Raw genomic sequence first — 15,005 nt, 5'->3', positions numbered from 1 at the left:
ATGACTACAAGCGGTAGCCGTGGCCTGCTCTTCTGTAACAGGCAGGGCATCTCATTGCCGGTTCTTGACCGTCTCCCTCATCTACGTAAACCCTGCGCCAATCCGGTCGCCGATCGGTTACAGTCCGTGTTCGAGGGGGAGACCATGCCCGTTGTCACGTTGTACCGGCGGCTGCAGGGGCGGCTGCCGTCCTGGGAGCCCGCGCCGCGGGCCGCGCTCATCCGGGCGGACGCGGGTCCGCTCCAGGCCCAGCGCGAGACGCTGGACGTGGTGTGCGCCCTGCTGACCGAGGCGAATGTGCCGTACTTCTGCGTGCGCCCACTGCCCAACCGGCCGCCGGTGATCGCCGTGCCCGAGGACGACCGCACGCGCGCGTTCGCCGCGCTCGCGGCCGGCGGTCATCCGCTGTTCGCCGCGCGGCAGCCGTACGGCAGGCAGGGGGCGCGGGCGCGCCAGGCGGACGCGGGCCGGATGCGCCCGGTGCGGCGGGCGGCGGCGCTGCTCGGCGACGCCAAGGTCGTGCGGCTGGCCATGTATTTCGCCAGCCCCTCGCGCACGCTGATGCTCGGTCCGGAGAACGGGTGCGACCTGGAGTTCTGGGCCCGGGAGGGCGACGAGCTGGTCGCCCCGAGGCCGAACCCCGCCTGCGACCGCGTCCCCGCCGACGGCCCCACCGTGGACGGCGGCGAGGAGCTGTTCACGCCGCTGGCGTGCGCCGCCCGCCGCGCCCGCGCCTACCGCACCCGGCCGGAGTTCGTCCGGCGGCTGCTGGACGACATCGACTTCCCGATCGACGCCGTCTACACGTGGGTGGACGGCGGCGACCCGGCCTGGCGGGCGCGCCGCGACCAGGCCGAGCGCGACGAGGCGCTGCGCACCGGCGCCCCGCTGAGCGAGATGGCGACCACGGAGGCACGGTTCACCAGCAGGGACGAGCTGCGTTACTCGCTGCGCTCCCTGCTGATGTACGCCCCCTGGATCAACCGGATCTGGATCGTCACCGACGGCCAGACACCGTCGTGGCTCGACACCACCCACCCCATGGTCGCGGTGGTCGACCACAAGGAGATCTTCACCGATCCGTCGATGCTGCCGGTGTTCAACTCCCACGCCATCGAGACGCAGCTTCACCACATCGACGGGCTCAGCGAGCACTTCCTGTATTTCAACGACGACTTCTTCATGGGGCGGCCGCTGCCTCCCCGGACGTTCTTCGAGGGCAACGGGATCACCCGCTTCTTCCCCAGCACCGTCCACGTGCCCTTCGGCGTACCGGAGACCGAGGAGTCCCCGGTCCACGCCGCGGGCATGAACAACCGGCGCATCCTGGAGAACCTGACCGGCCGAACGATCACGCAGAAGCTCAAGCACGTGCCGTACGCGCTGCGCCGGTCGCTCATGTACGAGCTGGAGGGGCGTTTCGCGGCGGAGTTCGCGGCGACCGCCCGCAGCAGGTTCCGCACGTCGCGGGACATCTCGGTGGTGTCCTCGCTGGCGCACTACTACGGCTACCTGAGTGGCCGGGCGGTCCCCGGCACGGTCGACTACACCTACGTGGACCTGTCGCTGCCGAAGACGCCGGCCAAGCTGCGCCGCATGCTGGCCCGGCGCAGGCACGACGTGTTCTGCCTCAACGACACCGCCCCCACGACCGTCGACCAGGACGCGCTGCTGGCGCGGTTCCTGGATGCCTACTTCCCCACCCCGGCGCCGTTCGAGCGGTGAGCGTGCCGCAGGACGTACCTGTCCACGAACAGGCCGCGGAAGGTCCAGCGGCCGGCCGGGGCGAACGAACGGGCGACCAGGGCGCGCCTGCGGGCGGGCATCGCGTTCTTGCCCGTGTGGCCGACGACCCAGAGCGTGCGCAGCCCGTCGAGCCGGGCGGCGAGCACCCGGGTGCCCACCTCGCGGCCCGGGAAGCTGCCGTCCTGCTCGGGTGACCGGGCCAGCGCCACGTCGCGGAGCCCGCCGAAGACCGACGGGTAGACCGCTTCGTACTTCCTGACCTTGGCGGGGACGAACAGCACCCCGTCGCCCGGCTGCGCCTCGGCCGCGAGCAGCGCCATGACCGGCCGCGGGTCGTCCTGCCTGCCGTCCGGGCCGCGCGTGGCGAGCTGCCCGGGAACCGACAGGCCGAGCCAGGCGGCCAGCACGGCGGCGGCGAGGCCGGGGGGCAGCGCGGCCAGGCCCGCCCCGGCGAGCAGCGCCGCCGCTGGGACGCAGCAGAAGACGTAGCGGAACACGTACACGGGATGGACGGCCCAGGAGACCGTCAGCAGCACCAGCGCGGGCACGAGCAGCCACGGCAGCGCCAGCCGCACGAGTGCGGCGGACGTCTCGGCCTGCTCTTCAACGGGCGTCTCGGCACGCTCTCCGGCCGGCGTCTCAGCGGGCCTTTCCGCGGGATCCTTTGTGCGACGGGCCGCGCGAGCGCGGCGGACGCCCACGACCGCGGCGTACGCGAGGCCGAAGAGCGCGAGCGCCCAGGTCAGGGGGGCCACTCCGGGTCCCGTCGCCCCGCCGAGGTCGCCGGACAGCTGAACGGCCAGCCTGCCGACATCGGTCACGCCCGGCCGGGGTATCCAGCCCACCTGCGCGCTCTGCCGGGAGCCGAGCCAGGCCAGCGGCGCCACGGCGGCCAGCGCCGGCGTCGCCGCGCACGCCCACCGGAGCAACGGTCCCCTCGACAGGATCAGCGCGACGCCGTGCGCCCCCACGACCAGGAACGCGAACAGGTTGAGGTAGGCCAGCACGGTCAGCGCCGCCGCGTACGCCGCCAGGACCGCCGACGTGGGCGACCGCAGCACGCGCAGGAAGAGCAGGGTCACGCCGACGGCCGCCGCCGCCGTCATCGCGTAGGGCCGAGCCTCCTGGACATACCTGGAGAAGATGGGCATGAGGGCCAGCAGCACGCCGCCGTACAGGCCCGCCCGGGGGGCTCCGAGCGCGCGGCCGATCGCGCCGGTCCCGGCCGCGGCCAGCGCGCCCGCGACGACGGACGGGATCCGCAGCGGCACCTCGGCGGTGCCGGACAGCCCCGCGACGACGTGCATCAGCGCGTAGTACAGGCCGTGCACCGCGTCGACCGACTGCAGCAGGTGCGCCAGCTGGGGAAGGGTGCGGCCGACCGCGCTGACGGTGGCCGCCTCGTCCCGCCACGGCGGCGGCCCGCCGAGGTCCGACAACCCGGCGGCCAGCGCGAGAACGGCAGGCACGACGATCACGACGGAAGGCCGGTCCAGCCGGGCGGCCCGCTCGGGCACCTCGGCCGGGCACGCCGCGGGGCCCTCGGGCGCGATGCGTCGCGACGGCGCTTCGGCCGTACGGCGGGGCGAATGGCCGGCGGCGTGCCGGGACGGGCGGGTCATGGCCGCATGCGCGTGACCACGCGCGCCGAGGCGTGCCCGTCGTCCCAGGGGCAGTATCTGTGGGCGAACCGCTCGTAGCGGGCCGCGAATTGCCCGAGGTCGCCGTACCGCAGCACGTCGAGCACGTCGTCGGCGCTGCCGAGGACGGGCCCGGGGGCCTCGGCCTCGAAGTCGAAGTAGAAGCCGCGCACCTCGTCGCGGTAGCGCTCCAGGTCGTGCGTGAAGAACACCATGGGCCTGCCGGTGCACGCGAAGTCGAACATCGCCGACGAGTAGTCGGTGACCAGCACGTCCGCGGCGGCCAAGAGATCCGCCATGTCCGGGAATCTAGAGACATCGCGGATGCGGTCGCCGTTCGGGATCGCCATGTCGCGCGCCACCAGGTAGTGCGCCCGCACGAGCAGCACGTCGTCGTCGCCCAGCGCCCCTGCCGCCCTGACCGGGTCCAGCGCGAGCCGCCCGGTGGTGTCGTCGTCCCGCCACGTCGGCGCGTACAGGATGATCCGCCGGTCGTCCGGCAGGCCCAGCCGCCGCCGGGCCGCGCGGGCGCGTGCCGGATCGAACAGCACGTCGTTGCGCGGATAGCCCGACTCAAGGATCTCCCCCTCGTAGCCGAACGCGCCGCGCAGCGCGGAGGTGGCGAAGGGGCTCGGCGACAGCAGCAGGTCCCAGGTCGCCACCTGCCGCTCCAGTTCGTCGCGCGGCACCCGCTGCGCGTACGGCATGCCCTCCAGGTCGAGCCCCAGGCGCTTGAGCGGCGTGCCGTGCCAGGTCTGCACGACCGTCTGCCCGCGCGGCTTGCGATACCACCCCGGCTGCGTGCGCCGGTTGGCCACCACGAAGCGGCTGGTGCGCAGCGCCTCCTCGTGCTCGCGGGAGCCGTACAGGACCAGGCGCACCCCCGGCGGGACGGTGAACTGCCCGTCCCGGGTGACCCAGACGATCTCGAGGTCCGGGTGGCGGCGCGCCAGCTCCTCCGAGACGGCCCGGGGATTGCACGAGTACTGCCCCCCGCCGTAACTGTCGAACACCGCCGCGTCCCGCAGGAGCGTGCGTCGCGGCGCCGCCGCCCGCCGCCTGCGCGTCGCGTACGGCCCGCGTTCGTGCGGGCCGAGCGCGGGGCGCACCGCGAGGCTCAGGTCGCCGTCGCGGGAGGTGCGGACGGAGATCTCGTGGAACCCGGTGACCCGCGGCCGCGGCGGGTCGGCGATCAGGGCCGCGCTCAGGCGCACGCGCTCGTCCCCGCCCGCCGGTGACGAGGCGAGCACCCGCCAGGTCCCGCTGCGGAGCGCAAGCCCTTCGGACGTCCTGCCGACGGCGGCCGTCCACGTTTCCTCGTCCTGGCGGACCGGCCAGGAGTGCCGCTCCGCGCCGCGCTCCAGGACGATCCGGCCGGCCGGGTTCCGGCCCGTCCCCTCCAGGACCAGCTCGCCGGACTCCGTCCACCTGACCGTGCTGACGTGGCCGCCGGGGTCGGGGTGCGGGCCGCCGGCGGCGCGGGGGCCGAGCGTCAGCCCGCGGTCCCGGGTGAGGGAGACGCGCACGTTGCCGGCGTCGAAGACGCGCTCACCCGGGGCTCCGCTCGCCCGGCCCACCCGGGTCACACCCCGCGCCCGGACCCGCGCGTGCAACGCCCACCGGCCGGCGGGCAGGGTGTCGAGGGCGATCACGGTCTCGAAGCCTGAGTCGTCGTGGCAGGCGACCGACTGGCGGGAGTCGGCGGTCACGTCGGGCCTGCGGGTGCGCCGCACCGGCAGGGTGATCCGCTCCTCCCCCCGCTGGAGCCACAGCTCGATCCGGCTGCGCCCGCTGTCCAGGTGGGCGATGTACGCGTGGCCGGTCAGGGCGAGCCTGTCGTCCGCGTGGCGTACGTCGTCCACGTAGGCGACGAGCCGCAGGTCGCGGGTGGCGTCGAACAGCGGGCGCGGGAGCCGGGGGTCGCGGCGGAAGGGGTAGTCGAGATACCAGCGGCGGGGCCGCAGCCCCCGCCGGAGCACGCCCCTGTGCCTGATCTCCGACGCGGCGAACGTCCGCAGCTCCGCCAGCTCGCCGATCATGCCGTGGGCGGCGAGGTGGATCTGGAGCCGCCTGAGGACCGGCAGCCGTTCCACCGCCCCGGGGTCCAGGCGGCCCAGGCGGCCCAGGACCTCGGCGAGCCGGTTGGGAACCCGGTCGCGCACGGCCTCCAGCACGGCGTCGAGGTCGGGGCCCTCCGCCAGGCGCAGGTCGTAGGCCGTGCGCAACTGGGGCGCGTGCCGTCCGAGCAGGTCCGACACCTGCAGCATCGCCTCCAGGCGGCGCAGCGGGTCGGCCGGCGGCCGGGACCCGCGCGTGAGGCAGACCACGTCGCCGAGCACGTCGGCCGAAGTGGACAGCACATGCGCGGGGATCGTCACCGGGAAGTCCTCGCCCAGGCCCGCTTGGAAGGCGAACCCGTGCCGGGTCCAGAAGTCCCGGCGGAACACCGTGCCGCCCGCCCGCGGGTCGTCCAGCAGCTTCTGATGCCGGGTGATGTGCGTGCGCAGCCTGGCCTTCTGCGCCGGGACGGGCGCCTGGTCCGGCGCGTACGGCGTCCAGGTGCGGATCCGGCCGCAGGCGAGGTCGGACCCGGTGTGGTCGAGGGCGCCGACCAGCGCGCGGTAGGCGTCCGCGGGGACGACCGAGCCGGGGTCGGCGAAGGCGAGGTAGCGCCCGGTGGCGAACGCCGCCCCCGCGTTGCGCGCCGTGCCGGGGTCGTCGCCGCCGTCGCCGAGCGTGAGAAGCGTGAACCTGTGGTCGGGCGGGCGAAGGCCCCGCGGACGGCCGACGAGGATCACCTCCATGTCGTCCAGGGTCTGGTCGCGCAGGGATTCGAGGCACTCCTCGGCGTGTTCCTCCCCGCCGTGCAGGGGGACGACCACCGAGAGCCTGGCAGACACCGTCACGCCGTCAGGATGCCGACGCGCGGCGGCACGCCACCCGGCCCATCCCCATTGCCTTACGGTCGCTTTACGGCCTCTTGACCCGCGAGCCGAGCGGGGAGGTCCACCGAGCGATGGGGAGGGGATCGGGTGTCGAGGAACGTCATCGTCGTCCTCGGGGCGGACGTCACGTCCGGCGACGTACGGGAACTGGTCGAGTCGCTGGGCGGCGAGGCCGGCCAGGGCTCGCCCGATTACTCCGACGCGGTCCTCGAACGCGACGGGGGAACCGTCTGGGCGTGGCTCGACCCGGGGCTGCTCCGCTACGAGGACCTCCGGGCCGCGTACGCGTCCGCGCTGGACCTGCCGCCCCGGTCCGCTCTGGTCCTCGAGATGACCAGCGAGCCCGGGAGCCAGTGGCTCGCGGCCGAGATCGTGCTGGCGGCCGCCGATCGCTGGCCGCTGCTCGTCAGGGACTTCGGCGGCGAGATCCTCACCGTCCAGCAGTTCCACCGGCGGCTGGCGAAGCGGCGGGCGGGCTTCTTCGACGCCGCGACATGGCACGACCCGTCCCCCGCCGCGGCGCGCCGTGGCCGGGTCGCCCTCGTGACGATGGCGCTCCCCCCTGATGTGACGCCCCGGCACGTCGAACGGCTCGTCCGGTCACTGGGCGGCCTGGCGGGCCACGGCGAGGAGGCGGACGCGCTGCTGGAACGCGGGCCCGCCCGGGTCTGGGTTCAGCTGGCCGACGCGCGGGCCACCCCGCCCGGACCCGCCTCGGTCACCCGCGAAACGCTCGGAGACGCCCCCGGCACCTGCGTGCTGCTGGAGGTGTTCGAGACGCCCGGATCGCAGGTGCTGGCGGCCGAACTGGTGGAGGCCGCCGCGGCGCACTGGCCGGTGCTGGTGCGCGGCGCCTCGGGACAGTCGATGACGGTGGAGGACGTGCGGGCCAGGATCGCCATGGGCGCGATAGACGTTTTCGACCCCTGATCGTCAACCGATCTTTCCGGGCTCGGCAGGGCCCGGTAGATTCCGGCGAGGGGATCGGGCCTGGGCGGCCGGAGGCGCCGCCGTCCGCATCGCAGGGGAGGGCGCGACCGGTGTTCGGCATTTTCGCCCTGGCGTTCGGCGTGGCGTTCATCGCCGGCGGGATTCACCAGTTCCGGAGCGGCCGGGCGTTCCTCGCCTCGGCACACCGGGTGCCGGGGATCGTCGTCGGCAGCCACCGGGTATGGAGGACCGACTCCCACGAGTACTTTCCGATCCTGCGCTTCCGCACGCTCGACGGCGCCGAGATCGAGACCGTCGGCCAGACCAGGGGCGGCTCCTTCGAGATCTTCAGCCTCACGGGCCGCCAGGTCGTCGTGCTGTACGACCCGGACGACCCGCGCAAGGCGCGGATGGACACCTCGTCGGGACGCGGCCTGGCCGGATCGGTGGCACTGGTGATCGCCGGTTGCGTCTTCCTCGCCATCGGCCTCGCCATGCTGGGCGCCGCCGTCACCTGATTGGCGGCACCCGCGTCGCGGCGGTCAGCCGAACAGGGCGTCCACCACCCGGCGGGCGGCCTGCCCGTCGGCCATCGGCCGATACCTCGCCAGGAACGCGGCGTACGCGTCCCGGTGCTTGTCCGCGACCTCGCCGAGGTGCGCGAGCGCGTCGAGCACCTCGTCCTCTCCACCGGCGCCGCCCCCGGCGTTACCGTGCAGCACCGGCCCCGGCGCCTCGGGCAGGAGCCACAGGTCCCGCGGCCGGCCGGCGTGCAGGAGCACCGGGCGTCCCGTCACGGCGAAGTCGAACACCGCCGCCACGTCCCCGGCGATCAGGACGTCGGCGGCGAGGTACAACTCGTGCGGGTCCGGATGGCCGCTCACGTCCCGCAGGCGGACGCCGTCCGTCCCGGCCCCCGCCGGGTGACGGACCAGCAGGACGTGGTCGCCGGTCAGTCGCGCCGCCAGGCGTCCGGCGTCGAGCGTGTCGTGCTCCCCCGCGACGTACAGCAGGACGTGGGCGCGCTCCGGCAGGCCGAGGCGGCGCCGCACCTCGGCGGCGCGCTCCCGGGCGCCGGGTCCGGTCAGCAGGTCGTCGCAGGGCAGGCCGGTCTCCAGCACCTCTCCCTCGAAGCCGAACGTCCGCCGCAGCAGCGGCGTCCACCACCGGCCCGCGGAGACGAGATGGGTCCACTGACCCGCCCCGGAACCGCCGGCGGCGTCCTCCGGCGTGTACACGGGCTGCTGCCAGGTCTGCACGACCACCTGGCCGGGCCTGCGCTCGAACCACGGCGGCAGCGGCGCGTCGGTGACGACGTAACGGCATCGGGCGAGGGCCTCGTAGTGTTCCCGTCCCAGCGTGCGCACCGGTTCGACGTCGCCGGGCAGGGCGACCTGGCCGTCCCGCACGTTCCACAGCAGCGGCAGGTCGGTCCCCCGGCGGCGCAGTTCCTCGCAGACCGCCCTCGGGCTGCCGCCGAAGCGGGTGCCCGCGCCGCCGTCGAACAGGACGGCGTCCCGCAGCGGCCTGTCCCTCATCTGGGGATAGGTCCTCGTGCGCAGCACCCGCTGGGCCTTCTTGCCGCGCTCGTCGGCGGTCAGGTCGCCGCTCACGGTCAGCACGGCCCGGCCCGGACCCGACGTGACGATCCCGAACGTACGGCGAGCCGTCTGGTGGGCCGCCGGCACGTCCGTGTCGAACTCCAGCGGCAGGTCCGTCCACTCTCCTCCGGCGGCGCGTGCCCGGATCGCCAGAGCGTACCGGCCGCGCGGCAGCGGCAGCGGCCCGGCGGGCGAGCCGACCTGCTCGGGCGTCAGCCGCGCCCGGAAGCGGGTTCCCGCTCCCTCGATCGGCAGCAGCCACTCCCCGCGCCGGGGGGTCACGCGGGTGCCGGGTGCGACGTGGTCGAGGGCGGCCACCACCAGCGCGGACATCTCGTGCGGCACCGCGAGACCGCCCTCGACGAGCAACTCGCCGCCTCCCCCTCGGCGCGCGGGCAGCCATTCGGCGAGGTCGGCGTACGCCGCGACGGGCTGGTCCCGCAGCACCAGGCCGCCGGTGCGGTCGCGGGTCACGACGATCTCACGGCCGGCCAGGCCGTACCGGCCGGTGGGCACGTCCTCGGCGACGGTCACGGGCGTCACGGTGCCGTCGGCGGCCCGCACCTCGACCTCCCACCACGCCTCGGGCGCGGCGACCTCCGCCGGCACGGCGATCCGCGGACTCCGGGACGCGGGCAGCAGGTCCCGCAGGTCGACGACGGCTTCGAACGTACGCCGGTCGACGTGCACGGGATAGGCGCGGGGGACGCCTCCGGGGCGCCGGGTGACCTGGAGCACCGGGCTCGGGCCGAGGTCGTTCACGACGTGGCCCACCAGGCGCAGGCGGCCGTCGCGCACCTCCCGCGTGACGACCCGGGCGGTCTCCCGCTCGGCCCGCAGCACGAGGGCGCCGGTCTCCCCGAGCAGCGGCGCGACGTAGTGGTCGGGGCCCACGGTGCGATACCCCGCCTGCTCGACGGTCGAGGCGGCGGCGCGCGGGTCGGTCAGCCGTCCGCGCCGCAGGACGCCCCGGTGGAGCACGCGCAGCTCGACGTGCCACCGCCCGAGCCGGCCGGGCCTGGCCAGGGTCGCGGGGTCGATGGCGAGCCGGAAGCCGCCCCAGTCGCGCTCCTTCGACTTCGTGGACACCCGGGCCCTGGTGACCGAGGCCGGCACCCGGACGCGCCGCCCGGTCCGCTCGTGGACGAGGGCGGCGAAGACCTGCTGGTGGACCCGCCGGGTGGGGCGCAGGTACGGCGGGGCCGCACGCCCCTCCACCACGAGCACGCCGTTCTCCCAGCGGACCGCGTCGATGCGGTGACGCGGGACGAGTTCGTCCCTGGCCCGGGTCACGGTGGCGGGGATCTCGCGGTCGGCGGAGCGGGCGAGGGGCACGTTCAGGTGGTGGCCGCCCATCCTGCGGACGAGCCGCCGGTCGGGTTTCACCTCCCGGTCCCAGGCCAGGACCTCCAGCAGCTCGGCCAGGCGGCGCAGGCGCACCAGATGCCACTGCAGCCGCCGCAGCGCGGGCAGCCCGTCGAGCACGGGCGGCGCCACGTCCTCCAGGTACAGTCCGGCGAGGTCGAGGAAGCGCTCCCGGAACGCCGGGGAGGCCTGGTCGAGCACGTCGAGGAAGTTCGTGAGGTCGCCGTCGAGCACGGCGTGGTCCCAGGCGTGGATGTGCGCGGTGAAGTTGTGCTCACTGAGGAAGCGGCGGACCTCGGTGACGGCGGCGAACCGGTCCTTCAGATGCGCGACCTGCGTCTTGTCCTGCGTGATCGAGCGGCCGCCGCCCTCGCGCCGCCGCCACAGGTAGACCGGCGCGGGCAGCACGTCCACGGCCCGCGCGAGGAAGTGGGCGCGCAGGGCCACCGCGATGTCCTCGTAGAGCACGCCTTCGGGGAAGGCGAACCCGTGTGCGTCCCAGAACGAGCGGCGCCACAGCTTGTTGGTGACCAGCCGGTCGCGCAGGAGCGCGTGCGCCCGGGTGATGTGGGTGGCCGCGGCGGCGTCGGCGAAGACGGCCCGGTGCATGGCCGACTGGCGGGCGCCGCGCCCGTCGAGGCGCAGCACGTTGCCCGTGGCGAGGTCCGATCCCGACCGCTGCAGGGACGCCAGGAGGCATTCGAGGGCGTGCGCCGGCAGCAGGTCGTCGCCGTCGAGGAACATCAGGTGCTCCCCGGTCGCGTGCCGCACGCCCGTGTTGCGCGCCGCCCCGAGCCCCGCGTTGGCCTGGCGGACCAGCCGGAACCTGCCGTCGCGCGCCGCGAAGCCGGCGGCGATCTCGGCGCTGCCGTCGGGCGAGCCGTCGTCGACCATGACGACCTCGATGTCCTGCCAGGTCTGCGCGGCGACCGAGGCCAGGCAGCCGGCGACGTACGGTTCCACGTCGTAGATCGGAACGATCACGCTGAGGCGGGGCACGGGCGGTCCTTAGGGTCGGCGAAGCGGGAAACACGCGCGGCTCAGGCCGGGCGCACGAGCGCGCGCAGGCGCCTGCGGAGCAGCCGGGCGGTGCGGCGCAGCCGCCTGGCCCCGGAGAGGCTCAGCCGGCCCTGGTGGCGGGGACTGCGGAGCGCCCTCGCGGCCCCGGCCTCTCCGGGGGCGTCCGTCCAGGCGCGGCCGGGCACCGGCGGGGCGGTCGTCGCGGCGAGCGCGGCGGGCAGGAACCCCCATTTGTCGCCCGCGTCCCACACCGTGCCGTACATCTCGTGGACCAGGTCGCCGAGGTCGTCCCCCGGCCCCGCGCAGTGGCGGGCGCGGCTCATCGCGGCGGTCCGCTCCAGGCGGGCGTGCACGACGCGGCCGTCCTCGCGCTCGTCCAGCGCGAGCGAGACGATCCCGAGCCGCTGCCGGTCGGCGTGCTTGACCACCGACCCGATGGTGCCGCGCGACGGCACCCAGCCGGGCGGGCAGTGGAAGCGGAACGGCACGGGGAAGCAGTCGTCCGGCACGGCCTCGCGGAACCGCACGCGCGGCTCGCCCTGGTAGCACGCGAGCACCAGGCGCAGGTCGAGCGAGGGGTCGCCGAGCGGGTCCCGCCGCCCGCCGCCGAGCCGTCCCCAGGGCCCGACGACCGTCACCCGCACGTCGGGCAGCCGCCCGGCGAGCACGGCGTCGACGGTCGCCCTGACCTCCTCGAACGACGCGTCTCCCACCTCGACCACGACCTCGACGTACGGCACGAGGTAGGTGCGGTGGGGGTGCCTGCGCAGCCAGCGGAAGCTCGGGACGCGCTCGGCGAGGTGGGGCCAGTTGTGCCGCTTCACGTCGGGCTCGCGGCGCATGACGGTGGACCGGCCGAGGTGCCAGCACCGGCTGCGGCGGTCGGGCACGAACACGGCCCCCGCCTGGGCCAGCCGGTAGCCGAGCTCGGTGTCCTCGCCGAGGACCAGCGAGGCGTCCAGCCCTCCTGCGGCGCGCAGCAGGCGCGCGGGCACCGACGCGGTGGCCCCGACCATGACGGAGAACGCGCTGAAACCGGCCGCCCGCAGGTCGTCGGTCTGGTCCCAGCGCCGCTCGGTCCACTGCGGCGTGGCGTCCTCCTCGGCGAAGAGCTTGGGCACCGCACCCGCCTCGACCGCCGCGAGCACCTCGCTCGCCGGGACCTCGTCGAGGCCGGGCACGAAGCGCAGGTGCCCGAGCACGACCAGGTAGTCGGCCAGGTGGTGCCAGCGCATCTGGGCCTCCACGTGCTCGGGGAACAGCACGAGGTCGGCGTCCAGGTAGAGGATCACCTCGCCCTCGGCCGCCTCCGCCCCCGCCGCGCAGGCGCTCGCCCTCCCCCACGCCCCGCCGCGCGGGCGTACCACCCGCAGCCGATCCGGCAGCGGCCCGGCCGACGACTCGGGCGGCGGCTCCATGGGCCGCTCGCCGTCGTCGACCACCACGACCTCCATGAGGTGCGCCGGGTAGGTCTGCCGGGCCAGGCCGGCCAGCGTCAGCGGCAGCGTGCGCTCCGCGCGGTATGCGGGGATCACCACGCTCACCGTGAGCGTGGGGGTCCACTCCCCCGGCGCGGGCGGCTCTCCGAGCACCCCGTAGTCGTTGAGCGGGATGCGCGTAGCCCCCGTCACGTCCTCACCTCCGCCCGCCATCGGGCACCGTCCTCCATCAGTTCGTTGAAGACCAGCCCGCGCCACTGCTCCTGGTAGGACGCGAGGAACGACTGCACGGGCTGGCGCCAGGTGTGGCCGTACGCACTGCGGCGACGCAGCACGTAGCCGAGGCCGTGGGTGCGGTAGATCCGGCCGCCGACGGCCTCCACCGCCTGCAGCAACTGACCGTCCACGGTCCTCGCCAGGGGCCGGAAGCCGCCGGCCGCCTCGAACGCCGCCCGGGTGACCAGCATCGTGCCCCCGGCCACCAGCGGCGCGAACCGCTCGGTGCCGATGCACCTCCTGATCGTCACGTCGAGCGGCTCCAGGTAGACGAACTCCGCGGCCGAGCCGACGAGGTCGGCGCCGCTGTAGCGCCGGGCGAGCAGGAGGTCGGCGAGGTGGTCGGGCCCGTACCAGTCGTCGTCGTCCACCTTGGCGAGGTACGACCCTGAGGCGACGGCCGCCGTCCGGTTCAGGACCTCCCCGAACGGCGTCGCGGCGGGAGCCTCGATCACGGTGACCGGCAGCCCCGTGCGGGGGATCGCCGCCTCGCGCGCGGTGAAGCCGTGGAGCCCCACGATCAGCTCGGCGCTCACGCCGCGCTGGCGCTCCATCTGCTCGACCGCGAACGGCACCATCTCCGGGCGGCGCGTGCACAGCAGGATCGAGACTTTCGGGTCCGGCGGCACCGGCAGGCCGGCGGCCAGGGCCAGACGCCGCCAGCGGGCGACGGCTCCGTGCTCGCGCAGCGCGGCCCTGCGCAGCCGGATGCTCAGCTCCTCGCGGCGCAGGTCGGACACGAGCGCCTCCCCGGTCACGGCGGCGAGCGCGGCGACGAGGGCGGGGCCCAGTGCCCGGTCGCGGGCGGGATCGGGCGCGGCGAGCACCGGGATCCCGGCGGCCGAGAGGGCTGCCACGACGCGGGCGACCTCACGCGCCCGCCCCTCCCCTGCCTGTGGGTCGAGCGCGGGCACCTCGATCCCGCGCACGTCCCGGAGGCGGGCGACGTCCACGTCCGTGACCCGTCCAGAGGCCGGAAGCCGTACGAGCCTGTTCCCGCCGAGGGTGACGACGAACCCGTCCCGGTGCGCGGCGAGCGCCGCCATCCCCTGCGAGGGATGCTGGCGGAATCCGATGGGGTTGACCACGGCCTCGTCCAGCGGCGGCAGCAAGCCGTCGGAGCCGGCGACCACCGAGCCGACCACCGAGCCGGCGACAACAGAGCCGGCGATCACAGGGCCGGCGATCACAGGGCCGGCGATCACAGGGCCGCCCGCCTCCGCCCGGCGCAGCGGCAGGTCGCAGCCCGGGGCGTCGCGGCGGTCCGGCACCGGCCCACCGGGCGGCGACAGCGTCACGTTGGGGTCGCCGGGCCGCCAGTCGGCCGTGACACCGCCCTCCAGTCCCGCCACAGGAGTGGCCGCCTCGCATCCGCCGAACAGGCCGTTCGCGACGTGGGCCACGACGTCACCGGCCGGCACCGGCTCGGTGAAGGCGGCCTCCAGATGCCAGCCGCGGCCCCGGCGGGAGACCCGCATCTCGGTCAGGTGCCGCCAGCAGGCGCCCGGAGCGGCGACAGGCAGCGGCTGGGCCGCCCAGGGCGGCACGTCGGCGACGGCGACGCGCACCCGCGTCGTGGTGGGCAGCAGGCCGCGCAGCGGTACCGCCCTGCGCAGGTCGGCCGGGGACCGCGCGGCGAGCACGACGCATGCGGTCGCGCCGGTTCCGTCCGGCGCCGCGTCCCGTACCGCCTCCTCGGCCGCGTCCTGGCTCGCCTCCGCGTCGCCCACCGGAGCTGAAGAGAAATCGGGGACGGGAACGTCCTCCAGCGGGATCCAGGGACCGGCGAAGCCCTCGACGAGGCGGCCGAGCAGCGCGGGACAGGACTCGAACCCGATCCACGTCCCCCACGCCGACCGGGTGGCGGTTCGCGTCACCCGCCCTCCTCACGCTGCCCGGTTCCTCTTCCGACCGGCCCAGCATCGCGAACCGCACTCGCGAGGGGGCGGCCTTAGTCCCTTCCTTGGCCGAAGGTTTAATCGCTCCCTTCCCAGGTGGACGAAGGTTTGTGGTCAGTACGAAACCGGACTGAAGAGGAGGAAG

General features: G+C 74.9%; 8 protein-coding genes. 3 read left to right on the top strand and 5 right to left on the bottom strand.

Annotated elements, in window-relative coordinates:
* The first annotated feature begins 144 nt into the window (after positions 1–144).
* Entirely contained in the window at positions 145–1,725 is a 1,581-nt protein-coding gene (locus HHX35_RS09845) for a stealth family protein (RefSeq protein WP_182898552.1), read from the top strand.
* Here the strand turns inward: HHX35_RS09845 and HHX35_RS09840 are convergent.
* Entirely contained in the window at positions 1,692–3,368 is a 1,677-nt protein-coding gene (locus HHX35_RS09840) for a glycosyltransferase family 39 protein (protein WP_182898551.1), read from the bottom strand. The two genes, HHX35_RS09845 and HHX35_RS09840, sit on opposite strands and share 34 nt — an antisense overlap.
* Positions 3,365–6,292, bottom strand: coding sequence for a bifunctional glycosyltransferase/CDP-glycerol:glycerophosphate glycerophosphotransferase (locus HHX35_RS09835; RefSeq protein ID WP_182898550.1), 2,928 nt, complete (start codon positions 6,290–6,292; stop codon positions 3,365–3,367). The genes HHX35_RS09840 and HHX35_RS09835 overlap by 4 nt, the downstream gene beginning before the upstream one ends.
* 126 nt (positions 6,293–6,418) lie before the next feature.
* On the opposite strand from HHX35_RS09835, the gene HHX35_RS09830 reads away from it, so the two are divergent.
* Together HHX35_RS09830 and HHX35_RS09825 are read left to right on the top strand one after the other, a co-directional pair.
* The gene (locus tag HHX35_RS09830; protein WP_182898549.1) at positions 6,419–7,261 is read left to right on the top strand and encodes a hypothetical protein; all 843 of its coding nucleotides are present in this window, start codon (positions 6,419–6,421) and stop codon (positions 7,259–7,261) included.
* 110 nt (positions 7,262–7,371) lie between these two features.
* A complete protein-coding gene (locus HHX35_RS09825; RefSeq protein WP_182898548.1) occupies positions 7,372–7,779 on the top strand; it encodes a DUF3592 domain-containing protein in 408 nt (135 codons plus the stop codon).
* 24 nt (positions 7,780–7,803) lie between these two features.
* On the opposite strand, the gene HHX35_RS44570 is transcribed toward HHX35_RS09825, so the two are convergent.
* The 3 genes from HHX35_RS44570 to HHX35_RS09810 are packed head-to-tail and all read right to left on the bottom strand — an operon-like array spanning position 7,804 to position 14,839.
* Entirely contained in the window at positions 7,804–11,226 is a 3,423-nt protein-coding gene (locus HHX35_RS44570) for a glycosyltransferase (RefSeq protein ID WP_182898547.1), read from the bottom strand.
* A 41-nt stretch (positions 11,227–11,267) separates the two neighbouring features.
* Positions 11,268–12,878 (bottom strand): glycosyltransferase, encoded by a 1,611-nt coding sequence (locus tag HHX35_RS09815; protein ID WP_182898546.1) that lies wholly within the window; start codon positions 12,876–12,878, stop codon positions 11,268–11,270.
* The gene (locus tag HHX35_RS09810) at positions 12,875–14,839 is read right to left on the bottom strand and encodes a glycosyltransferase family 2 protein (RefSeq protein ID WP_182898545.1); all 1,965 of its coding nucleotides are present in this window, start codon (positions 14,837–14,839) and stop codon (positions 12,875–12,877) included. The genes HHX35_RS09815 and HHX35_RS09810 overlap by 4 nt, the downstream gene beginning before the upstream one ends.
* Positions 14,840–15,005: the final 166 nt, after the last annotated feature.

Source organism: Microbispora sp. H10830 (genome assembly GCF_014161375.1).
GTDB classification, from domain to species: Bacteria; Actinomycetota; Actinomycetes; order Streptosporangiales; family Streptosporangiaceae; genus Microbispora; species Microbispora catharanthi.
The sequence above is the reverse complement of the archived record's forward strand: the minus strand, read 5'-3'. Positions and strand labels throughout refer to the sequence as shown.

Coding starts and splice junctions, on each gene's coding strand:
- HHX35_RS09845 (WP_182898552.1), top strand. CDS start 145: ATGCCCGTTGTCACGTTGTACCGGCGGCTGCAGGGGCGGCTGCCGTCC.
- HHX35_RS09840 (WP_182898551.1), bottom strand. CDS start 3,368: ATGACCCGCCCGTCCCGGCACGCCGCCGGCCATTCGCCCCGCCGTACG.